Source organism: Marinobacter sp. Arc7-DN-1 (genome assembly GCF_003441595.1).
Lineage (GTDB): Bacteria > Pseudomonadota > Gammaproteobacteria > Pseudomonadales > Oleiphilaceae > Marinobacter > Marinobacter metalliresistant.
Map to the genome: position 1 here is coordinate 844988 of NZ_CP031848.1, position 21798 is coordinate 866785.

General features: G+C 56.1%; 16 protein-coding genes. 4 read left to right on the forward strand and 12 right to left on the reverse strand.

Translation table 11 applies throughout. The features are described from left to right. Nucleotides 1-15: 15 nt before the first annotated feature. Together D0851_RS20455 and D0851_RS03950 are read right to left on the reverse strand one after the other, a co-directional pair. Nucleotides 16-993, reverse strand: a complete 978-nt coding sequence (locus D0851_RS20455) for an FAD:protein FMN transferase (protein ID WP_117620273.1) — start codon at nucleotides 991-993, stop codon at nucleotides 16-18. 214 nt (nucleotides 994-1207) lie between these two features. After that, a complete protein-coding gene (locus tag D0851_RS03950) occupies nucleotides 1208-3355 on the reverse strand; it encodes a methyl-accepting chemotaxis protein (RefSeq protein WP_117617456.1) in 2148 nt (715 codons plus the stop codon). A gap of 486 nt (nucleotides 3356-3841) precedes the next feature. Here D0851_RS03950 and D0851_RS03955 point away from each other — a divergent pair, with 486 nt between their 5' ends. Next, nucleotides 3842-5092 (forward strand): ABC transporter substrate-binding protein, encoded by a 1251-nt coding sequence (locus D0851_RS03955; protein ID WP_117617457.1) that lies wholly within the window; start codon nucleotides 3842-3844, stop codon nucleotides 5090-5092. Between the two features lie 147 nt (nucleotides 5093-5239). Here D0851_RS03955 and tpiA read toward each other — a convergent pair whose 3' ends face one another. The 8 genes from tpiA to D0851_RS03995 form a co-directional block, all read right to left on the reverse strand. Next, entirely contained in the window at nucleotides 5240-6046 is an 807-nt protein-coding gene (tpiA, locus tag D0851_RS03960; protein WP_117617458.1) for a triose-phosphate isomerase, read from the reverse strand. Nucleotides 6047-6068: 22 nt separating this feature from the next. Beyond that, entirely contained in the window at nucleotides 6069-7370 is a 1302-nt protein-coding gene (gene eno / locus D0851_RS03965) for a phosphopyruvate hydratase (protein WP_117617459.1), read from the reverse strand. Nucleotides 7371-7729: 359 nt separating this feature from the next. Beyond that, complete coding sequence (locus tag D0851_RS03970; RefSeq protein ID WP_117617460.1) at nucleotides 7730-9472, reverse strand: ABC transporter substrate-binding protein; 1743 nt, start codon at nucleotides 9470-9472, stop codon at nucleotides 7730-7732. Between the two features lie 224 nt (nucleotides 9473-9696). Continuing rightward, nucleotides 9697-9972: a DUF2160 domain-containing protein gene (locus tag D0851_RS03975; protein ID WP_117617461.1), complete on the reverse strand. Its 276-nt coding sequence runs from the start codon at nucleotides 9970-9972 to the stop codon at nucleotides 9697-9699. A gap of 13 nt (nucleotides 9973-9985) precedes the next feature. Continuing rightward, complete coding sequence (locus D0851_RS03980; RefSeq protein ID WP_117617462.1) at nucleotides 9986-10792, reverse strand: carbohydrate ABC transporter permease; 807 nt, start codon at nucleotides 10790-10792, stop codon at nucleotides 9986-9988. Nucleotides 10793-10802: 10 nt separating this feature from the next. Next, nucleotides 10803-11669, reverse strand: coding sequence for a carbohydrate ABC transporter permease (locus D0851_RS03985; protein ID WP_117617463.1), 867 nt, complete (start codon nucleotides 11667-11669; stop codon nucleotides 10803-10805). Further along, nucleotides 11669-12769, reverse strand: coding sequence for an ABC transporter ATP-binding protein (locus D0851_RS03990; RefSeq protein WP_117617464.1), 1101 nt, complete (start codon nucleotides 12767-12769; stop codon nucleotides 11669-11671). Before D0851_RS03990 ends, D0851_RS03985 begins: the two co-directional genes overlap by 1 nt. Next, nucleotides 12769-13863: an ABC transporter ATP-binding protein gene (locus tag D0851_RS03995; RefSeq protein ID WP_117617465.1), complete on the reverse strand. Its 1095-nt coding sequence runs from the start codon at nucleotides 13861-13863 to the stop codon at nucleotides 12769-12771. Before D0851_RS03995 ends, D0851_RS03990 begins: the two co-directional genes overlap by 1 nt. Nucleotides 13864-14194: 331 nt before the next feature. Between D0851_RS03995 and D0851_RS04000 the strand changes: the two genes are divergently transcribed. Next, nucleotides 14195-16075, forward strand: coding sequence for a sigma-54-dependent Fis family transcriptional regulator (locus tag D0851_RS04000; protein ID WP_117617466.1), 1881 nt, complete (start codon nucleotides 14195-14197; stop codon nucleotides 16073-16075). Nucleotides 16076-16103: 28 nt separating this feature from the next. Here the strand turns inward: D0851_RS04000 and glpK are convergent, their stop codons facing one another. Next, nucleotides 16104-17576, reverse strand: a complete 1473-nt coding sequence (gene glpK / locus D0851_RS04005; protein ID WP_117617467.1) for a glycerol kinase GlpK — start codon at nucleotides 17574-17576, stop codon at nucleotides 16104-16106. 205 nt (nucleotides 17577-17781) lie between these two features. Between glpK and D0851_RS04010 the strand changes: the two genes are divergently transcribed. Next, a complete protein-coding gene (locus D0851_RS04010; protein ID WP_117617468.1) occupies nucleotides 17782-18540 on the forward strand; it encodes a DeoR/GlpR family transcriptional regulator in 759 nt (252 codons plus the stop codon). A 181-nt stretch (nucleotides 18541-18721) separates the two neighbouring features. Then, nucleotides 18722-20251, forward strand: a complete 1530-nt coding sequence (gene glpD / locus D0851_RS04015) for a glycerol-3-phosphate dehydrogenase (RefSeq protein WP_117617469.1) — start codon at nucleotides 18722-18724, stop codon at nucleotides 20249-20251. Nucleotides 20252-20458: 207 nt separating this feature from the next. Here the strand turns inward: glpD and D0851_RS04020 are convergent, their stop codons facing one another. Beyond that, nucleotides 20459-21676, reverse strand: coding sequence for a porin (locus D0851_RS04020; protein ID WP_117617470.1), 1218 nt, complete (start codon nucleotides 21674-21676; stop codon nucleotides 20459-20461). Nucleotides 21677-21798 lie beyond the last annotated feature (122 nt).

The following is a 21798-nucleotide window of genomic DNA, read 5'->3' on the forward strand; positions in this document are numbered from 1 at the left end:
GTGCTGTCCGGCTTTTCAGCTGGACAGCAGTTCAATCGGGTACCGGATCCTGGTCTGGTCGACCCCGGGCCGGGCTCCAAAATCCACCAGCCTCAAACGGTTACAGATCTTGCTCTCGAGCGCCGGCTCATTAAGCGTGGACTCCACCACCGAGCAGCTCGACACTGCTCCATTCGGCTCAATAACCAGTTCAGGCGTGATGCTTCCCTGGAGGGAAGGTTTCCGGCGCAACTCCCGGTTGTAAATGCTGTAGATCGCTGATTTGTTGGCGTCCATGGTGCGGCGCAATTCTTCCTTGCTCCGGGTTCTGGCGGCCGTTTCCTGCTGCTCCCTGCGTGCAGTCTCTTTTGCGGCTGCAATCCTTTCTGCTTCCGCAACTTCGGCGCGCTGACGTTCGGCCAGGGCAACCTGACGGGCCTCCCGGTTCAGCGCTTCCTCATTCACACCGCTGCTCCTGGTGTTTGCGGTAGCGCGGGACGCCAGCGTATCACCGGTTTTACGGGTAATAGGCTCTGCGGTATTGGCGACGACCCCCGGCAGGCGTTCAATCCCCAGATCCACCGTGTAGCCTTTGGCGATGCCGCCAAGGTCGACCCGGATACCTGGCAGGCGGTACTCGACGGTTCGGACGTCTTGATCAAGAATCACGTCACGGAAATTTACCCGGGGCAAACCGGACCGAATTTCTTCTTCCGTGGGCTTTTTCCCGGATCTGAAGTCGTAAAGATAACCAACGGAACCAAACGTTATGTCAAACGCGCCGTCACTGAGAAGAGACACTTCCCGGGCCTTTTGCAGCACCTGAAACAGGCCGGCACTGACGGCAACCGGTCCGCTGGCCGCGCTGCGGTTGAGCCCGGAAACTTCCGAGTCATCACGGTAGCGGCTCATCTGCTCATCTACCTGATGAAAAACCGCCAACACTTCTGTTCCAACCCGGTCCGCCAGCTCTTTATCGTCTGCCCAGAACTCCAGTTCGATGGGGGTCGTCATGGCGGTATCGGTGAATCTGTACCAGTCGGCGCTGGCGGTCAGAGGCAGGAGCATAAGTCCTGCCAGGACAAGCCGGCACCGGAATCCGGACTTCAGAAACGTGCGATTACCCTCTGCCCCTACCTGCACCAGACACTCTCCGCTCGTTGGTGGCCTGTCCGGCCGTTTCGAGAGAAGTGTATCCAGTCCCCGTTCGGAAACCAAATGACGGTTTTCAGGCAATCCCTGCCGACACCTGGAACTGCCCGGTCAGTCTCTGAAGCTTGTTGGCCGAAGCCTGAGTGCGCTCGGAACTCAGCACCAACTGCTCGACTACAGACCTCATTACCGAAGCACTCTCAGCTACGCCGGAGGTCTGCGAGCTCTGGCGTCGATTGGTCTCTTCGATACCGTCGATGGCTTTGAACAGCTTTTCGACCATGTGATGCAGGGCTGAATTGTCATCAACCGCCGCTTCAGCCTTGCGAAGACGGTCTTCCATTTCTGACATGCCCTCTTCCATGGTGAAAACCGCTCGCCGGGTCTCCTCCTGCACCCGATCAAGACGCTCCCCGATTTCGCTGGTGGCCTGGGCGGTTCTGCTTGCCAGTTTCCTGACTTCGTCTGCCACAACTGCAAATCCTCTCCCGGATTCCCCTGCCCGGGCGGCCTCAATGGCCGCATTCAGAGCCAGAAGGTTGGTCTGTGCTGCAATGTCATTTATGACTGATGCCGTTTTTGCTATCTCGTCTGTCCGGTCATTTGCCGCACGAATTCCCTCTGCCGAGCGGTTGATGATCGCCCGAATACTCTGTGTTTCCTGACTCACGCGGGCAAACTGTGCCCTCGCGCGCTCAACCACTTCATCCATTCCGGAGCGCATTTCATGGGCGGTAGTTGAAGCATTCCGGATTTCATTCTGCTGCCAATTTGCGCCTTGCAGCATCTCGTCGATATGCGCCAGAACGTCGCGGATTCTCTGATCAGCGAGCCGGTTCTGCTCCATGAGTTGATCGCTCGCCTGGCGGGACTCCGAGGCCAGTGTGATAACCTGCCCGACCATGCCATCAAGACTGTCTATGAAGCTGTTGATCCAGCGAGCCAGATCACCGGTTTCATCCCGGCGCATCCGGGATGGGTCCATCCTTTGCCTGAGGTTACCGCCGCCCTCGGCAATATTGCGAATAACCTCCGCCATGGCACTTAGTTTATCTGAGACGGGGAGCACTGCAGTGATCCTGAACAACCACACCAGGCAAAACGCGACGCCGGCGTTGACCAGCCCCTCAAGCCAGAGCGGCACACCCGCCCACGCCATGGCAAAACTGGTCGCCCAAAGTACAGCTATAAACAGAGCAAACCTCATCGACAGCCGGTAGGACAGGGACCGTCGGCGATAAACCTCCTCAAGGTCACCCTCGCACATCATGCCCCAAAGGTCGGGAGAACCGGGCAGGCGAAAAGTGACACCCTTTCCGATCACCGGAATATGACGATAATCGGAATAGCCTGGATACTTGATATACAGGTTTTCGCCTTTGGCGATGGTTTCCCGCACCCCCGGGTGCAGCTCGCCAGTGGCAGGGTCCGTGAACCGGATTTCAAACTCGGTATGCTCGCGCACTCCCACGATGCCAAAACCGGTTCGGATGCCGTCTTTCAGATTATCGCCATGGCTGAAAGTGGCGTCTTCGAATCGAGAGCGTGAAAGGGCCGTTCCGGGCAGAATGGATCGGTCGAAATGACTCTCAATCATGAAAAGGTAGTTGTCGCCTGATTCCTCGAAGACGTGCCCGGCCTCCCGCTGAATAAGATCACTCATCACATCGTTGGGTATTCTTGCGCACAGGGCCCCGGGGTCTCCGTTGGCAAGGGTGAGGGGCTGATAGAACATCAGAGTTACCGAATCGTGGAATCGGGACGTCGTGGCTCCGAGCCGAAGGGTTACGGGGTCTTTATATGGCCCGTGAAGAAACCGGTTTCTGATACCTTCGGCAACCGCCCCCTGCGGCAGGTCGCTCTTGCCTGCCCGGCCCCCGGCGGTTGATTCGATAACGGTGCCGTCCTTATCAATTACGAACAGCTCGGAAATTTCCCGCAGCCGCCCTGCCGATGCCGTAATAATGCCCCGGACTGTCGCCTCGTTCTCGGCCGAAACCCGGCTCGCCATTGACTCCATGAACGACCACTTGTGCTCTGCCCAGGCAATCAACGCATCCCGACGGGTTCTGGCGATACTCTCGAAAATCTGTTCATTGGTCGCATACATGCCCCTGTTGAGAAAACAGGACCAGCCCATGGCCAGTTTCCCGCTCTCCCCGAACACGGGTAACCAGCGGCGCTCCGCCGGCGTCAGATTCATTGATGTGCTTTTCAGTGTCATGGGATGCTCCTCCAGACGGTACTTCCTGATCGCGCCTCAGGTGCAGCGCGCGACCAGACCGAAAAGTTCCCTAGCAAAGTTCAGGCCCGCTGTAGGCTATGAAAGCACCCCATGCCCCACTCGTAGCTGGGGCATCTCAAAGGAGCGTTCATGCAAAACAATGCCCACTTACAGTGCGCATTGATTTATTTTTGAGCACTGAAAATACCAAATTGGTGCACGTCAAAAGTGAGCGTTTTGTGCTCCCGATTACGAACCTACTCAGATTTAAAGCGGGGAGTGGTCTTGATACCCGTCACTAACCTACAATTTGTTACCTAAATTTCCACTTTAGTCCCATTGTTGGCTCCATACTCAGCGCTGAAACTTGATGTACCGCCCGGCCAATTCTTTAATCTGCCGCGGGGCACTGTGCTTAACAAATAATCAAAAAAATGATTGCAGTCTGCTCCCCCAGTGGCGCTGCAATTCTGGAGGCCAACCTGAATGAATGTCAGAAAAGTACTCTTTTCTGCTTGCCTGCTATTGCTGGCAAGTACCACCGTCTATGCCGAAACCCTGAAAATCGGGCTGAATTACCCGCAGACCGGCCGTTACAAAGACCAGGGGCTGCAACAGCGTCTTGGCGCCTTTCTGGCTGTTGACGAGATCAACAAGGCCGGTGGCGTTATGGGCCGGCAACTGGAGCTGGTGATCCGAAACACCCGGGGGGAACCTGGCCGGGGTGCCAAAAACACCGCAGAATTAATTGACCGTGAGGGCGTCCAGATGGTATTCGGCGGTGTCTCCAGCGCGGTAGCCATCGCCTCGGGCAAAGCGGCCCGGGATCGTAACCGGATCTACTTCGGCACCCTCACATACTCGAACGCGACCACCGGCGCTGAAGGCCATTCCCACATGTTCCGGGAACCCTACAACGCCTGGATGACAGCCAGGGCCCTGAGCCATTACCTGAAAACCAACCATCAGAACGACGATTATTTCTACATCACCGCCGACTACACCTGGGGCTGGTCGGTGGAAGAATCGGTCCGGAAGTTCTCTGGCACCGAAGACACCGCACGCCACAAGGGTGTTAAAACTCCGTTCCCACGGGCCCTGATTACCGACTTCCGTGAGGCTTTGGAACAGGCGGAGGCAAGCAATGCCAAGGTTCTGATGATGGTACTGTTCGGCAACGACATGGTGCGGGCACTGAACGTCGCCTATGAAATGGGGCTCACCAGCAAAATGCAGGTCGTCGTACCCAACCTGACCCTCGGCATGGCAAAGCAGGTCGGCCCCACCATCATGGAAGGAGTTGTAGGGGGATCGCCCTGGGTCTGGAATGCGCCCTACGAACTGAACCACCCCCGCGGCAAGGAATTTGTCGAAGCCTTCTCCAGGCACTACGAGATGCGCCCGTCAACCGCAGCAGCGTCTGCCTACAGCATCGTTTACCAGTACAAGGACGCCGTCGAGCGGGCAGGTACCACCGATACCGGCGCAATCATAAAGGCCCTGGAGGGACATCGGTACACCTTCCTGAAAGACGAACAGTACTGGCGGGAGTTTGACCACCAGAACGTTCAGACGGTGTATGTGGTCAAGGTAAAACCAAGAAACACCGTCGTGGAGGACGAGTACAGTTCCGACTATTTCAGCATCATCGATTCCATGCCCGGCGATCAGGCGGCCCAGACAAGGGAGGAATGGGAGGAGCGCCGGCGGGAGGCTGGCAAGCCCCCCCGGCTCTGAGCTTCATCCTGAGCGGACTATCAGAACAGGTAGTCCGTTGTCAGGATCTTTGAACGACGCCGCCGTTACAAAACTGCTCAGACACGGCATTCTCCCCGGGAAAACTCTCTCTCGGCATCCAGCGTGTTGGCTGCATTTCTTTCTCCATCAATTAGTATCGCATTCGCCTGCCAGAATGCCGGAAGCCTCAGCCAGCGCACCGGCGATAGTTCCGAATTCGTCCGCGTGCAGGGAGGCCCCGCCAATCAGCCCTCCATCCACATCGGCAAGGCTGAACAGTTCAAAGGCGTTTGCACTTTTGACGCTACCTCCGTAAATCACCCGCAGTTCCTGGCTGATGTCATCGGACGCCTCTGGTGCATTGTTAGCTATGAATTGCCGGATTTGCTGATGTACCCTGGACACCTGCTCCGGCGTTGCGGTTTTGCCCGTACCGATGGCCCAGACCGGTTCATAGGCGATAATTCCGTTAGCCATGGCCGCCAGCCCCACCTCGCCAATGACCGCCTGGAGCTGCTGCTCGATAATCAGACCGGTGCGGTTTGACTCCCGATCTTCCAGGGTTTCGCCCACGCACAACACCGGAGCGACCCCGGCGCCGAGGACTGATCGGTAGCGGGCGGCGACTTCCTGGTTGCTTTCGCCAAACAGCAACCGGCGTTCGGAGTGACCCACCAGCACATAGCGGCACCCCATTTCCTGGAGCATGGTGGCGCTGACTTCCCCCGTGTAGGCTCCGGAGACAAACCCGGAGGCGTTCTGGGCTCCGAGCATGATGCCGGTGTAACCCAGCAGATCCCGGACCTGGAACAGGTAGGGATAAGGGGGACACACCGCCAGATCAATCGACTTACGAAACTTCCTCAGGCGCGGCAGTACCCGCACCATCAGGGCCTGGTTGGCCTGAAGGCTGCCGTTCATCTTCCAGTTTCCGATCAGAATCGGTTTTCTCATGATGTTTCTCCCAAAAAGCGGTTCAGGTGTCGAGGGCACAGCGGATAGCACCAACACCGGGATAAAAGGCGTGAGCGCCCAGATCCTGTTCAATGCGCAGCAGACGGTTGTACTTGGCGACCCGGTCTGATCGGCAAAGCGAGCCGGTTTTGATCTGGCCCGATCGCGTTGCCACGGCCAGGTCCGCGATGAAGGTGTCTTCGGTTTCACCGCTGCGGTGGGAAATCACCGTGGTATACCCGGCATCCTGAGCCATACCGATGGCGTCCAGGGTTTCGGTCAGGGTTCCTATCTGGTTGAACTTGATCAGCACCGAGTTGGCAATGCCCTTGCGGATGCCCTCGGTGATGATCGCGGTATTGGTCACGAACAGGTCATCGCCCACCAGCTGAACACGTTCACCGAGTTTTTCGGTCAGCAGTTTCCAGCCGTCCCAGTCGTTTTCATCCATGCCATCCTCGATTGAGGCGATCGGGTATTTCATGGCCAGGTCGAGGAGGTAGTCGGAGAACTCATCGGAGCTAAACTGTTTGCTGGCGCCCTTCAGGTTGTAACGGCCACGTTCATAGAATTCGGAAGCGGCGCAATCCAGAGCAAGGACAACATCGGTTCCTGGCTGGTATCCCGCCTTTTCGACAGCGGCCAGGATAAGGTCCAGAGCTTCCTCGCCGGAACGCAGATCGGGTGCGAAGCCGCCCTCATCACCCACGGCCGTGGACAGGCCTTTTTTTCGGAGCAGGGACTTCAGGGCATGGAAGGTCTCCACTCCCATGCGAAGCGCCTCGCTGTAGCTGGGCGCGCCCACTGGCTGGATCATGAATTCCTGAATATCCACGTTGTTGTCGGCGTGGGCGCCGCCGTTGATGATGTTCATCATGGGCACAGGCAGGATGCTGGGGCCGCTGCAGCCGTATAACTCGGCAAGATACCGGTACAGAGGCTGTTGCCGGTAATTGGCACCTGCATTGGCCATGGCCAGCGAGACAGCGAGAATGGCATTGGCGCCAAATTCCGCCTTGTTGGGAGTACCATCCATCTCGCACATGAGCCGGTCCATTACCATCTGGTCAAACACCACGCGTCCCTCCAGAGCTGGTGCAATGCGTTCGTTAACAGACCGGACCGCCTGCAGGACACCCTTGCCGGTATAGCGGTTGTTGTCACCATCGCGCTTTTCCAGCGCTTCCCGGGTTCCCGTCGACGCCCCGGAAGGCACCCGGCTCTGCCCGACTACGCCGTTACGGAGTTCAACGTCCACTTCCACTGTGGGGAATCCCCGGGAATCCAGAATCTCCCGGGCCGTGACTGTTTTTATGTGTTCCATAGCGTCGTTCCTGTTACATCATTGTTGTTTGCGAATTATATTTTTTTGGATAACGAACATAAACACTATATTAATATTCGTAAACGAACATCATCAATCGAAAACAACCGGTCGATCAGACAAATTTGATATGGAAACGAAAGTTAGCCCGTAACAGATTTGGTCAGTGGACCCGAAAGCGCGGGCCAAACGGTAGAAAAAGGGCCGGCAGGGCTCACCCCGGGAGGGGTTACCTTGAAATGCCTGAAAGGGGGGAACTATAAGCAACCGGCCAAAACCCACAGTGACAACGGTGCTCTGCCTGCCGCAACTGAAGGGTCCTGTTGCGGCAGGCATTGCTCTTCAGGAATCAGCCCACCTTAGCGAGCCTCTTCCCAGGTTTTCAGCAGTTCGTCATAGGCAACGGTCTGGCCCTGCGGCTTCTCGTTTGCCAGCTTGGGCTTGGGCGCACCTGGCTGATCCAGCCAGTACTGCGGATCGCGGGGTTCGTTCAGCCTGGGACCGCAAGTCGGCATTACATTGGCGCGCTCAAGACGCTCCATCACTCGATCCTGAGCTTCAGCGAGGCCGTCGAGAGCTTCCTGCGGAGTCGCTTCACCACTGGCTGCCTGGGCAATATATTGCCACCAGAGCTGAGCCAGCTTGGGATAGTCCGGTACGTTGGTGCCGGTTGGTGACCACTGGACACGGGCCGGGCTACGGTAGAATTCCACCAGACCACCCAGTTTCGGTGCCATCTCCGTCATAGCTTCAGACTCGATATCGGACTCACGGATCGGAGTCAGGCCCGCGATGGTTTTTTCCAGTGAAACGGTCTTGGCCACGGTGAACTGTGCATACAGCCAGGCGGCGAGGCGACGCTTCTGCGGAGTAGACTTCATGAAGGTCCAGGAACCTACGTCCTGGTAACCCAGCTTCATGCCTTCTTCCCAGTAGGGTCCGCGTGGAGACGGTGCCATACGCCACTTGGGAGTGCCATCCTCATTAACCACCGGCAGGCCGTCTTTGATCATGCTCGCGGTGAACGCAGTGTACCAGAAAATCTGCTGGGCAATATTGCCCTGCGCCGGTACCGGACCCGCCTCCGAGAAGGTCATACCCTGAGCCTCTGGCGGCGCGTACTCCTCCAGCCAGTCAACATACTTGGTGGTTGCGTATACGGCCGCCGGGCCGTTGGTGGCGCCACCGCGGCTGACGCTCGCCCCAACCGGGTGACATTCGTCAACGCGAATACCCCACTCGTCTACCGGCAGACCATTCGGCAGCCCCTTGTCACCGGCTCCCGCCATGGAGAACCAGGCATCCGTAAAGCGCCAGCCCAGGGACGGATCTTTCTTGCCATAATCCATGTGACCGTATACGCGCTTGCCATCAATCTCTTTCACATGGACCGAGAAGAACTCGGCAATGTCTTCATAGGCGGACCAGTTCACCGGCACACCCAGTTCATAACCGTAAATATCCTTGAACTGCTTCTTCAGGTCCTCACGCTCGAACCAGTCCGCACGGAACCAGTACAGGTTGGCAAACTGCTGGTCCGGCAACTGATAGAGCTTGCCATCGGGGCCAGTGGTGAAATCCAGACCAATGAAGTCTTCAAGATCCAACGTCGGCAGGGTCAGGTCCTTGCCTTCACCGTTTATGATGTCATCAACCGGGAACACCTTACCGTACCGGAAATGCGTACCGATCAGGTCTGAGTCGTTAACCCAGCCGTCGTAGATATTCCGGCCTGACTGCATCTGGGTCTGCAACTTCTCGATAACATCGCCTTCCTGAATCAGCGTGTGGGTCAGATTGATGCCGGTAATTTCGGAGAAGGCTTTGGCCAGAACGTTGGATTCATATTCGTGGGTGGCAATGGTTTCTGAAACAACGTTGATATCCATGCCACGGAATTCCTTCGCAGCTTCGATAAACCACTTCATTTCTTCCATTTGCTGTTCTTTGGTCAGGGTTGACCGCTTGAAATCCTGATTCACCCACTTCTCAGCCGCATCAGTATACTGATCAGCGCTGACCTGCAGGCTCAAACCCAGCCCTACAGCACCGATGGCGGCGCTCAGAAGCAGGGTTCCAGGATATTTATTGTTCTTGAACATATCCAACCTCGTTCGTCTTGTTTTGAGTAGAACGAATCACCGGGTGCTCCGTTCCGGTTGCATAGCGCTTTTGAGTCGCTATCCGTTGAAGCCGGAACCAATCAATGATCGATTCCGATCATACTTAAGAAAATAGTTCGTTTTCGAAATATTTACAAGCCTTTTCTCGTCGTAATTTGCGCCCGGATGTTCGGTTTAACACAACACCCGGGCACAGCTTCCATTCAGCCCCAGCGCAGCAGCACCAGAAGCCAGATCACGGAAACCGCCAGCGCGATCCAGAGCGTGATGTCACTGACTGCCAGGAAGGTCAGATGGATATACGCGGCGGAAAGCAGCCCGATAAAAAGCCGGTCCCCACGGGTGGTCGAGATCGGAAGGAACCCCTTCCGTTCCACGCAGGGTGAAACAATTTCGTAAACGGTCATAATCGCAAGAATCGTTGCAATCACAGCGAAGAAAATCGCCACGGACGGTGTCCAGTTCATCCACGCAAGCATGTTCGTTCTCCTGTTAAACGCGTCCGAGGGCGAACCCGGTGGCTACATGGTTGCGAACGAACCAGATAACCAGGATCCCGGGAAGAATTGTAAGCACACCGGCGGCGGCCAGCACGCCCCAGTCGATACCACTGGCCCCCACGGTCCGGGTCATGATCGCCCCGATCGGTTGGGCATCAACAGAGGTCAGCGTTCGGGCCAGCAACAGTTCCACCCAGGAAAACATGAAGGCAAAGAACGCCGTTACCCCAATGCCGGAGCGGATCATCGGTAGAAATATCTTCACGAAGAACCGGGGGAAACTGTAGCCATCAATGTAGGCCATCTCGTCGTATTCACGAGGCACCCCGGACATGAAACCTTCCAGGATCCAGACCGCCAGCGGCACATTGAACAGGCAGTGAGCCAGCGCCACGGCGATATGGGTGTCAAACAGGCCGATGGAGGAATAGAGCTGAAAGAATGGCAGCAGGAAAACCGCTGGCGGAGCCATCCGGTTACTCAGCAGCCAGAAGAACAGGTGCTTGTCGCCCACGAACTTGTACCGGCTGAACGCGTATGCGGCAGGCAGAGCCACCAACAGGGTGATGACCACGTTCATGGAAACGTAGATCATCGAATTGATGTAACCGTTGTACCAACTCGGATCGGTAAAGATGACGGCGTAGTTCGCAAACGTGAAATTCTCCGGCCAGAGTGTCAGGCCACTGAGGATTTCCTGGTTGGTCTTGAAGGACATGTTCAGCAACCAGTAGATCGGAGTCAGCAGGATCACGATAAAAATCGTGATTCCGACATTCTTGGAACGTGTCTGTTTCATCACAGTCTCCTTATTTTTCTTTGTCGGCGGCGGTGATGGCGGTAAAAAACAGCCATGAGATCAGCAGCACGATCAGGAAGTAGATCAGGGAGAAGGCTGCCGCCCGGCCCAGGTCGAACTGGCCGATGGCCATGGTGGTCAACGTCTGACTCAGGAAGGTGGTTGAGCTTCCGGGGCCACCGCCAGTCAGCACGAAAGGCTCGGTGTAAATCATGAAGCTGTCCATGAAACGCAACAGCACCGCAATGATCAGAACATTCTTCAGGCGGGGCAGCTGGATGTACCGGAATACGGCCCACTTGGAAGCACGGTCAATTTCCGCCGCCTGGTAGAAGGCTTCCGGTATGGCCCGCAGCCCGGAATAACACAGCAGGGCCACCAGTGGCGTCCAGTGCCAGACGTCCATCAAAAGCACCGTAAGCCAGGCGTCCAGGGTGTCGCCGGTGTAATTGTAGTCAAACCCAAGGGCGTTCAGGGCCCAGCCGAACAGGCCGATATCGCCGCGACCAAAGATCTGCCAGATCGTGCCAACCACGTTCCAGGGAATCAGGAGGGGAATGGCCAGTAATATCAGGGCCAGGGACGCCTTGATACCCGATTTCGGCATCATCAGGGCAACCCCGATGCCGAGCGGAATCTGGATCAGCAGCACGGCGCCGGAAAAGATGAACTGTCGCAGGAGTGACTCCTGAAGCCGCTGGTCATGCAGAATGATTTCGAACCATTCGGTACCAACGTAGTAGGCACTGCCAGGCCCGAAGATATCCTGAACCGAGTAGTTCACAACGGTCATCAAAGGAATCAGGGCCGAAAAAGCCACCAGCAGGAAGACCGGCAGCACCAGCCACCAGGCGCGGTTGTTAGGTGTCTTAACCATTAGTCTTGCTCCTTGATCAGAAACTCATCCACGTAGAGCATCAGCCACTGGCTAGGGAAGGAAAGGTGCACGCGGGCGCCGATGTCAGCCTCGAAATCCTCACTCTGGCGCACTTTCAGGGTCTCATGGTCGAGCTGCACGGTAACGATCTTGTAGGTACCCAGGTCCTCAATATCCAGAACCCAGGCTTCGTAGGTGTCATCGGAAGACTGGCCGGAAATCTCAACGAACTCAGGGCGGATACCAACCTTGATGTTGTCGGTTTTCAGGCGTTTGAGCGCCTCCACCTTGCCGTTTTCCAGGGGCACCACCGTACTGCCAAAGCAGACACCGCTGGGGCAGCGCTGCACTTCAATCAGATTCATACCGGGGCTGCCGATGAAGAACCCGACAAAGGTGTGGTTGGGCCGCTCGAACAACTCCGTAGGGGTGCCGAACTGGACAATCTGGCCGCCGTACATGACCGCAATCTTGTCAGCGAAGGTGGAAGCTTCCAACTGATCGTGGGTGACATACACCATGGTGATGTCGAATTGCTCATGAATCTGCTTCAGTTTGCGCCGCAGCTTCCACTTTAGCTGGGGGTCGATCACCGTGAGCGGCTCATCAAACAGAATGGCGGATACGTCTTCGCGGACCAGACCACGGCCCATGGAGACCTTCTGTTTCTCGTCCGCCGTGAGGTTCCTGGCCTTTTTGTAGAGCTTGTCTCCGATTTCCAGAACTTCCGCGATCTCATGAACCCGGGCCGCGATCTTGGAGGCAGGCACCTTGTTGTTCTTGAGAGGGAACGCCAGGTTATCGAACACTGTCATAGAGTCGTAAATGACCGGGAACTGGAATACCTGTGCAATGTTACGGTCTCGCGGAGACAGTTCGTTGACTCGCTTGCCATCGAAAAGAACATCGCCCTCAGAAGGCTGCACCAGCCCGGAGATGATGTTCAGCATCGTGCTTTTTCCACAGCCCGACGGCCCCAACAGAGCGTAGGCGCCGCCTTTGTGCCAGACATGGTCCAACTGCCGGATGGCATAATCATCCGGCCCCTGCGGCGTATCGGTATAACTGTGGGCGAGTGATTTCAATTGAATTTCAGCCATCAGATCGACCCTCGTGAAGCCCGGGATGGTGTGTGCACCAGTTGCTCGTTGTCATCGAAAACGAACAGTTTATTGATCGGCAGGTAAACCTTGATGGGGGCACCGGTGTGGTATTGGTGAACGCCCATCAGCTGCAACACCATTTCAAAGTGGCTGTTCTCGACATGCATGAAGGTTTCAGAACCACTGATGTCACTGAGTTCAACTTCCATCGACATTTCCAGATCGTCATCGCTGGCCGGAACCAGGCCGATATGGCTGGGCCTGATACCGAACCAGTAATCACCCGGTTCGAGCCTGCGCAGCTCCTTGGTCAGGGCGTGGTGCGAATACTCGTCAAAAGTGACCTCGGTATCCGTGACCCGACCGCGAATCATGTTCATCGGGGGTTCACTGAACAGTTGTGCGGCCAGGGTGTTCACCGGTGCCCGGTACACGTCCATCACCGGTCCGTTCTGAACAACCCCGCCGTCATGCAACAGGGTGGTAGTGCCCCCCAGCGCAAGCGCTTCGTTCGCCTCCGTGGTTGCATACACAGCAATGCACTGACGCTCTCGGAACAGTTCCCGTAACTCGGCCCTGAGTTCTTCGCGCAACTTGTAATCAAGGTTTACCAGAGGCTCATCGAACAGAACGAGGGTGGCGTCTTTTACCAACGCCCGGGCCATTGCCGTGCGCTGCTGCTGACCACCGGACAGCTCCAGGGGATACCGTTTCAACAGCGGATCAATCTGGAGCATGGCCGCCGTTTCCTTTACCCGGCGATCAATTTTTGACTCGGCCATTTTTGCCAACCGCAGGGGCGAAGCGATATTTTCGTAGACAGTCAGGTTGGGGTAGTTGATGAACTGCTGGTAGATCATCGAGATATTGCGGTCCTGTACGCTCTGCCCTGTTACGTCCTTTCCGTTGTAGATCAAACGGCCAGTATCGGGCTTGTCCAGCCCGGCCATCAGTCGCATCAGAGAGGTTTTTCCGGCGAGTGTCCGGCCGAGCAGAACGTTAAAAGAACCCGCCTCAAAGGTGAGGTTCGCATCCCGGATGTAGTCGACGCCGTCAACCACACGGGAGAGATTCTCCAGTGTTAAAGACATAGGCCTTCCTTTTTGTTCTTGTGGAAACGCATTCCGGGCCCGCATCGTCAGCCCCGGAAATTCGATTTCGAATCTCAATACGCAAAGCCTGTACCAGCTTTTACGCTACTCCAGGTATATTTACCTATCCTTCTGTTTTTACAACTAATTTTACTAAACCATAATTTCTCATTCGAAAATTATAATGTTCGTTTAGCAACACTTTGTGCAAATTGAACATTGACGTGAACAGCTTTTGCACAGATGATTGAACACTTGTCAGCTCGGAGTTGAACAGCTGTCCGGAGGATGTGGCGGCAAAAACAACAAACGAACACGAGAGCGCGGACTGATGAGAAAAAACGAATACTCCGATTATCGGAGCGTGATTGCCGATTCCTGGAACCGTTGCATCGCCTGGGGCCTTGATCATGAACACGAGCCAGCCCCTCTTGAGTCAGAGGCCGGCCGGCTGGAGGAAATACAACGCCTGTACGGCGAGTTACTGTCAGTGACCGAGGCAGAGGTACTTCCCTACTACCGGAATGTGCTCGCAAACAGTCGCTGTCTGATTCTGCTTGCTGATCAACATGCCACCGTTCTGAACAGCTGGGGCGATGAACGCATCACCGAGACACGCCTCAAGCCCTGGCTCCAGACGGGCGCCAACTGGCAGGAACGGAACTGCGGAACAAACGCCATCGGGACAGCGATTGCCATCGGCGCGCCGGTTCAGATAAAGCGCAATGAACATTTCCTTAAAGCTAACCGCAGCATCATCGGCTCCGCCGCCCCGATTTTTGACGCCCATAAGAAAATTACCGGAGTTTTGAGTGTCTTCAGCGACGCTTACCTGCCCCAGGCTCATACTCTGGGCATGGTGCGGCTGCTTTCACAGTCGGTGGAAAATCGGCTTATCAGTCGCCAGTTTGGCCCGGATCACTTCCAGATAACGGTCAATACCACCGCGGACAATTTTGACAGCCCCTGGTCTGGCATCCTTGCCTGTGACGACTCCGGCCGGATTATTGCCAGCAACCAGAGGGCGGACCAGTTGCTGGGAATGCCGACCGTTGATGCGCGCCTTGATGAACTGTTCACCACCCATCGAAACCATATTCTTGGCCATCCCGAACAGGAGACGCTGCAACTGACAACGCGGAGCAGGGTTCGGCTAAGCGCGCGGCTAAAGCGCCCGTCTGTGACAAGACGGAATCCTGAGCGGGCAGACCCTGCCGGGACCAGGGGTACCGGACAAGACCTCCGCCTGCCGGGTATAGACAACCTGGAGCACGGGGATTCGGTGGTGAAACGGTGCGCGACCCAGAGCCTCAAGGTGCTTGAGCGGGGCGTACCAGTGCTGATCACCGGCGAAACCGGGGTCGGGAAAGAGGTCCTTGTTAAGGCACTGCACCAGGCATCGCATCGAAAAGACCAGCCCCTGGTTGCCGTGAACTGCGCAGCCATTCCACCGGAGCTGGTGGAGTCGGAGCTGTTCGGTTACGAAGCAGGTGCTTTTACCGGAGCCCGGGCCCAGGGCTCCCTGGGCTTCATTCGAAAGGCCCACAAGGGCATTCTGTTTCTCGATGAAATTGGTGAAATGCCCCTGTCAGCGCAGTCCCGTCTGCTGCGGGTACTCCAGGAACGGGTTGTCACGCCTGTCGGCTCTACAGAGAGCGTTCCGGTCGATATCCTGCTGGTGACCGCGACCAATCGCCCTCTCAACTCACGCATCGACAGCGGCCATTTCCGGCCAGATCTCTACTACCGTATCAACGGACTGTGTGTAGAGCTCCCGTCGCTCCGAAATCGGGCCGATCGACGGCTTCTGATACAAAATATCTATGGCCGGCACAGAGACCAGGGCCAGGCTGAAGAGCTATCGCCGAAAGTGCTGTCTGCCCTTGAAAACCATCCATGGCCGGGCAATATCCGGCAGCTGGTGAACGTGCTGAGAGTGGCCATCGCTATCGCCGATGGTGAAGACATACAGATTTGGCATTTGCCCGGGGACTTCCTGGCGGAATTTGATTTGGCAGTGAACAACGAGGCCAGCATGGAGGGTCTGGCGCCGGCAGAACCCACCAATTCAGATACGGAGGTAACCGACACGTTTGCCAGAACACTGCAGGTCTATCACAAGTACACGGGGAACATTTCGCGGGCGGCCAGAGAGCTGGCCATCAGCCGGAATACCCTCTACAAGCGCCTGCGGGAACTCGGGGTCCGGTGACCCCCTCAGATTTTTTATAAAGTTACTGTCAAAGTTTCAGCACCGCCGTCATCCAGCCATCGTAAAGCTGGTCCCGATCCCCTTTTGTCATCACCGGCTCAAAGCTCCGGTCACAGCGCCACAACCCCGCCAACTCCTCCAGAGAGCCGTAGATTCCCGCCTCGAGGCCCGCCAGATAGGCAGCACCCAGCGCCGTGGTCTCGACCAGTGAAGGGCGGTCAACCCGCGCGCCGAGAATATCCGCCAGGAACTGCAAAACCCAGTTGTTCGCCACCATGCCGCCATCCACACGCAGCGTGACTGGTCGTATACCATCCTTTTCCATGGCTTTTTGCAGGTCCTTGGTCTGGTAGCACACAGACTGGAGGCCGGCGGTCACGATTTCCTTGATGCCGGTGTCCCTAGTCAACCCGAAAATGGCCCCCCGGGCATTCGGGTCCCAATAGGGCGCGCCCAGTCCGGTAAACGCCGGCACCAGGTATACACCGTGATCCACGGGGGTTCCCTCTGCAAGCGGCTCGGTTTCGCAGGCATCGCGGATCAACCGCAAGCCATCCCGCAACCACTGGATTGTGGCCCCGGCAATGAAAATACTCCCTTCCAGTGCGTAGGTGGGCTTGCCATTCACACGGTAGGCCACCGTGGTAAGCAACCGGTGTTCCGATTGAAGGGCCTTGTCACCCGTGTTCAGCATCAGAAAACAGCCCGTGCCATAGGTGCTTTTGGCCATACCGGTCTGGAAACAGGTCTGGCCAAACAACGCCGCCTGCTGATCACCTGCAACACCGAGCACCGAGGTGCCATTGAGAGCACCACCGTCAGTGATCTGCCCGAACTGGTCCGCTGAATCCATGACTTCAGGCAACAGAACCTCAGGGATTCCGAACAGTTCCAGCAATTCGGAATCCCATTGCTGAGTGTGAATATTGAACAACAGAGTCCGGCTGGCATTGGTAGCGTCGGTCCTGTGTTCCCGTCCACCGGTCAGTCGCCAGAGCAGGAAGCTGTCGATGGTGCCAAAGGCCAGCTCGCCGCACTCCGCGCGCTCCCGGACACCGGCAACGTTTTCCAGGATCCAGCGGATCTTGGTGGCGGAAAAATACGGATCGATCAGCAAGCCGGTCTTGCTGCTTACCCAGGGTTCCAGGCCCTCGCTTTTCAGGGACTCGCAGTAGGAGGCCGTTCGTCTGTCCTGCCACACGATTGCGTTATACACCGGCTCACCGGTTTTGCGGTCCCAAAGAACGGTAGTTTCACGCTGATTGGTAATACCCACAGCGACCACTTCACCCCCCTCCCCGCACTCTTCGGCCATCACGGCGTCACAGGTACGCTGGACCGATGACCAGATATCTCCGGGATCATGCTCCACCCAGCCGCTGGCCGGGAAGTGCTGCGGAAATTCCTGCTGTCGGGTAGCGTGGATGTTGCCTTGCAGGTCAAAGAGTATGGCCCGGGAACTGGTGGTTCCCTGATCAATGGAAAGAATGTACTGACTCATATTGTTTTCCACCTAAGGTTCTTATTTTTTCGTATTTTTCCCTTTTTGAACATAAATGCCAAGCAGTTTTCACGGGATCCGCGCGTTGGTGATGGGCAACTCTCTAAAAAAGCTGCATAAACTCCTGAAAACCACTAAACTTTAAACATGTTTCCGGACGCACAATATTTCGCATGAGAAAAACGACAACGCGGAGGAGGTAGTAATGGCACAGCGTCGCCGACAGGATCTGATCATGGAGCTGATCCAGCAGAACGGTTTCGTGACAACCGAGCAGCTGGTTGACCAGTTCAGGGTAACGCCCCAGACCATCCGCCGTGATCTGAACGAACTCGCGAAACAGAAGAAGCTCCGCAGGCATCACGGAGGCGCCGGTATTGACTCCAGCACGGTCAACACCGCGTACCAGGCTCGCAAGATCATGGACCTGGAAGCCAAGGAGCGCATCGCCGAAGCGCTGGTCGAGATGATTCCGGACAACTCCTCCATATTCATCAACATTGGCACCACCACCGAAACCATCGCCAAGGCACTGCTGGAAAAGAACAATCTGCAGATTGTCACCAATAACCTCCATGTCGCTTCCATTCTCTCGGCAAAAGAGGATTTTCACGTGATCATTGCCGGGGGCGAGGTTCGAAACCGGGATGGCGGCATTGTCGGCGAGGCCACCCGCGACTTCATCAATCAGTTCAAGATGGATTTCGGCGTCATTGGGATCAGCGGCATCCATAACGACGGTTCGCTGCTGGATTTTGATTACCGCGAAGTCCGGGTCGCCCAGGCCATTATCGAAAACTCCAATCAGGTTCTGCTCGCGGCTGACCACTCCAAGTTTGGCCGCAACGCCATGGTTCGCCTCGGTAGCATTACCCAGGCGGACCACGTGTTTACTAATCAGCAGCCTCCGGTCGAAATCCGCCAGCTTCTTAGCGAGCACAACGTCGAACTTCACCTCGTCTGAGACTTTTCGGTTAACCACCCAATCGAAAACGTGAATGCCTCTTTATTTTCGTTTTTTTTCTAATTTTTCCTTTACGAATATCCCGAGCTTTCGCATAATAGTTCTATACCGTATATTGAACATTGAAAAGTGCGCATGACAACAAAGCGTCTTTTCCATTGGCGTCAGGAGATGACCAACAATGACTATGGAGCACGAACAGTTTGATGTTGTTGTCGTTGGCGGCGGAGTCAACGGCACCGGCATTGCCATGGATGCAGCAGGCCGGGGATTGAAAGTCCTGCTTTGTGAAATGAACGATCTGGCATCCGCCACCTCTTCCAGCAGCAGCAAGCTGATACACGGTGGACTCAGATATCTTGAGCACTATGAATTCCGGTTGGTCAGGGAAGCCCTGGCCGAACGAGAGTCGCTGCTCCGCAATTCGCCACACATCATGTGGCCCATGCGCTTCCGCCTGCCCCACCGCCCTCACCTTCGCCCTGCCTGGATGATCCGGACCGGCCTGTTTCTTTATGACCATTTGGCAAAACGGGAAATCCTGCCGGGATCCCGTTCAATCCGCTTTACTGAGAGCGATCCACTGAAGCCCGACATTACCAAAGGCTTTGAGTATTCCGATGGCTGGGTCGACGACGCTCGTCTGGTGGTACTGACTGCGAAAAAAGCCCAGCAATTCGGCGCGCGGATCATGACCAGGACCAAGTGCGTCAGAGCCGAACGTAACGCGAAGGACTGGACGGTGACACTCCGTGACATGACCAACGAAACCGAAACAACGGTTTCGGCCAGAGCAATCGTGAACGCCTCAGGCCCTTGGGTGAGCAGACTGTTTGGCGAGACCCTCTCCATGCCAGCGCCGAAATCAATTCGTATGGTCAAGGGCAGTCATATCGTGGTACCGAGACTGAACAGGGGCACCGAAGCCTACATCCTTCAAAACGAAGACGAGCGCATTGTCTTCGTGATTCCCTACGAAGATGAGTTCTCTCTGGTGGGCACCACCGACGTGGATTACGAAGGGGATCCGAAGAAAGCGAAAATCTCACCAGAAGAAACCGACTACCTGCTGAACATAGTGAACTCCCACTTCAAGCGCCAGCTTGAACCGGCGGATGTAGTCTGGTCCTACTCAGGGGTTCGTCCGCTGATGGACGGCGAGGAGGAAAACGCGCAGAAGGCATCCCGGGACTACTCCTTTGAAGTGAGCAGCGAAAAAAACAAGGCTCCCATTATTTCGGTTTTCGGGGGCAAGATTACCACTTACCGAAAACTGGCCGAAGCGGCAACCGACAAGCTGTGCCAGTTCTTTCCCGAGGCGGGAGGCAAGTGGACCAAGACCGCGGTGCTGCCCGGTGGCGATTTTGACAACCATGCATCGCTTGAGCAGAAGCTCAGTCACGATTGTCCATGGCTCTCGGAGAAGGTCATCAGCCGCTATGTTCGCACTTACGGTATGACCTCCTATGACATCCTCAAGGATTGCGGCTCGATGGAAGACCTGGGGTTTCATTTCGCAGGCACGTTGTATGAAAGGGAAGTGCTTCACTTGATGAAAAATGAGTGGGCATTGACCTCTGAAGACATTCTCTGGCGCCGGACCAAGCAAGGTCTCTATGCAACAGACAGCGACGTTGAGGCCCTGGACCGGTTTCTCATGAACACCGCAATCCCCGAAACTCGCAAGACCTCTCTCCACCACAGCGCCTGAAGTTCTCTCAGGCATCTTTGCCCCGGCCGGATGATCTCCGGCCGGCGCTTTTTTTGGCCACTCGCAAGCCCCCTGCACGGAACCCAAACATCGGACTTGACTCTCCGGAGGAGCCCGCCTGTTTCCATGCCAAAATAAAGACCGGCACCCCTTCCGGAGTACCGGCCTTTTGACCCCCGCTCCGTCGGGGGTCACTTAGTCGCTGGTTCAGAAAGTGAACTGGGAACCCAGAATAAAAGCGCTGTAGTCACTGTTGGGCGTGCTGCTGGCGTAGTCCTGGATTTCAGCCATCACAGTTAAGGCGTCGGTCGCACGGTAGCGGGCAAACAGCATGGTCAGTTCAGTGTCCTCGTCCGACAGGTCATCCGAACCTTCACCGTAGCTCGCGCCCAGTGTTGTGCGGTTAATGTCGTAGGTGGTCTCAACATACCACTGGTCCGCATCCTCTTCCTGGGAGCCTCCGACAACTCCATGGCCGCCCACAACAAAATTACCGGTGCCCTGAGTCATCGCATAGTTTGCCCGCACGCCCAGATCACCCAGGGACAGTGCGCCACCAAAATCGACACCGGTCATGGTGAAATCTTCCACCGCGGGGTCCTTCACACTCACGGACTGACTGAAACCACTGGACCAGAGGGTGACCATGTCGCCAGACCAGACAACGTTGGCTTCAATACGTGGGCTTTCCGTTCCTACCGAGGCATTGGTAGCCTCCGCAGCGGCGGCGGGATCTGCAGCACCCGGAAAATCAATGACTCCCGACTTAGGTTTTTCCGGCTGAAAAAGACCGACCTTGAAGGTAAGGCCGCTCATGGTCGGCGACGTGTACATAACGCGTGGGTTGAAGTTGGCATAGAAATAGCCGTTGCCAATTCTACCCGCCGTCGAATCGCCATTGTTCGGAGCAAATAACCCCATACCTTTCGCACTGCCAGTATCACCGATGGCCGGCACCCCAAAAATGCCGTAGCCCTTGCCAATATTAACTACGCCAAAACCGCCGGAGACCGCAAATTCCGCGACACGACTTTCGACACCTGACACTCTCCCGAAATCCACCCGGCCAAACCCCGAATTCTGCACCCCATCTGCCCCGGACAAGTGGCTGTTCAGTTGGAAGTGACCCGACACATTGAGACCGTACTGAGTGGGGGCATACACGTTGAACTGGGCGGTCGCAGGGTTGAACCCGGTGGTAATCCGGAAGGCATCCTCTTCAAGATTATCGTTATCGCTCATCAGTGCGAAAACCGGAATGTGGCCATTGATACCGAATTTCCAACCACTGTCTGACTCAAAAGAAACCTCAGCAAAGGCCGGCGAGGCGACGCCGGCTGTCAGCAGCGACAGTGCGACAGCCAGAGGGGCTTTCCGGAATGAACGGTTGTTGAACGACATTAAAACGTTGTTGTTTTCGATCATGTTAGCTTCCTGTTTTTGTTAGCGCTGGACTATCGTCAGCCATCCGCATAGACCTGCCCGCGGCAGGACACTCGTTCGGAGCCCGGTGACCAACGGCGTTATCGAACTGACGGTTTTTCGTT

What these genes read in the sequence shown, in the direction of transcription:
- D0851_RS20455 (WP_117620273.1), bottom strand. Translation starts at nt 993, where the DNA reads ATGACGACCCCCATCGAACTGGAGTTCTGGGCAGACGATAAAGAGCTG.
- D0851_RS03950 (WP_117617456.1), bottom strand. Translation starts at nt 3,355, where the DNA reads ATGACACTGAAAAGCACATCAATGAATCTGACGCCGGCGGAGCGCCGC.
- D0851_RS03955 (WP_117617457.1), top strand. Translation starts at nt 3,842, where the DNA reads ATGAATGTCAGAAAAGTACTCTTTTCTGCTTGCCTGCTATTGCTGGCA.
- tpiA (WP_117617458.1), bottom strand. Translation starts at nt 6,046, where the DNA reads ATGAGAAAACCGATTCTGATCGGAAACTGGAAGATGAACGGCAGCCTT.
- eno (WP_117617459.1), bottom strand. Translation starts at nt 7,370, where the DNA reads ATGGAACACATAAAAACAGTCACGGCCCGGGAGATTCTGGATTCCCGG.
- D0851_RS03970 (WP_117617460.1), bottom strand. Translation starts at nt 9,472, where the DNA reads ATGTTCAAGAACAATAAATATCCTGGAACCCTGCTTCTGAGCGCCGCC.
- D0851_RS03975 (WP_117617461.1), bottom strand. Translation starts at nt 9,972, where the DNA reads ATGCTTGCGTGGATGAACTGGACACCGTCCGTGGCGATTTTCTTCGCT.
- D0851_RS03980 (WP_117617462.1), bottom strand. Translation starts at nt 10,792, where the DNA reads ATGAAACAGACACGTTCCAAGAATGTCGGAATCACGATTTTTATCGTG.
- D0851_RS03985 (WP_117617463.1), bottom strand. Translation starts at nt 11,669, where the DNA reads ATGGTTAAGACACCTAACAACCGCGCCTGGTGGCTGGTGCTGCCGGTC.
- D0851_RS03990 (WP_117617464.1), bottom strand. Translation starts at nt 12,769, where the DNA reads ATGGCTGAAATTCAATTGAAATCACTCGCCCACAGTTATACCGATACG.
- D0851_RS03995 (WP_117617465.1), bottom strand. Translation starts at nt 13,863, where the DNA reads ATGTCTTTAACACTGGAGAATCTCTCCCGTGTGGTTGACGGCGTCGAC.
- D0851_RS04000 (WP_117617466.1), top strand. Translation starts at nt 14,195, where the DNA reads ATGAGAAAAAACGAATACTCCGATTATCGGAGCGTGATTGCCGATTCC.
- glpK (WP_117617467.1), bottom strand. Translation starts at nt 17,576, where the DNA reads ATGAGTCAGTACATTCTTTCCATTGATCAGGGAACCACCAGTTCCCGG.
- D0851_RS04010 (WP_117617468.1), top strand. Translation starts at nt 17,782, where the DNA reads ATGGCACAGCGTCGCCGACAGGATCTGATCATGGAGCTGATCCAGCAG.
- glpD (WP_117617469.1), top strand. Translation starts at nt 18,722, where the DNA reads ATGACTATGGAGCACGAACAGTTTGATGTTGTTGTCGTTGGCGGCGGA.
- D0851_RS04020 (WP_117617470.1), bottom strand. Translation starts at nt 21,676, where the DNA reads ATGATCGAAAACAACAACGTTTTAATGTCGTTCAACAACCGTTCATTC.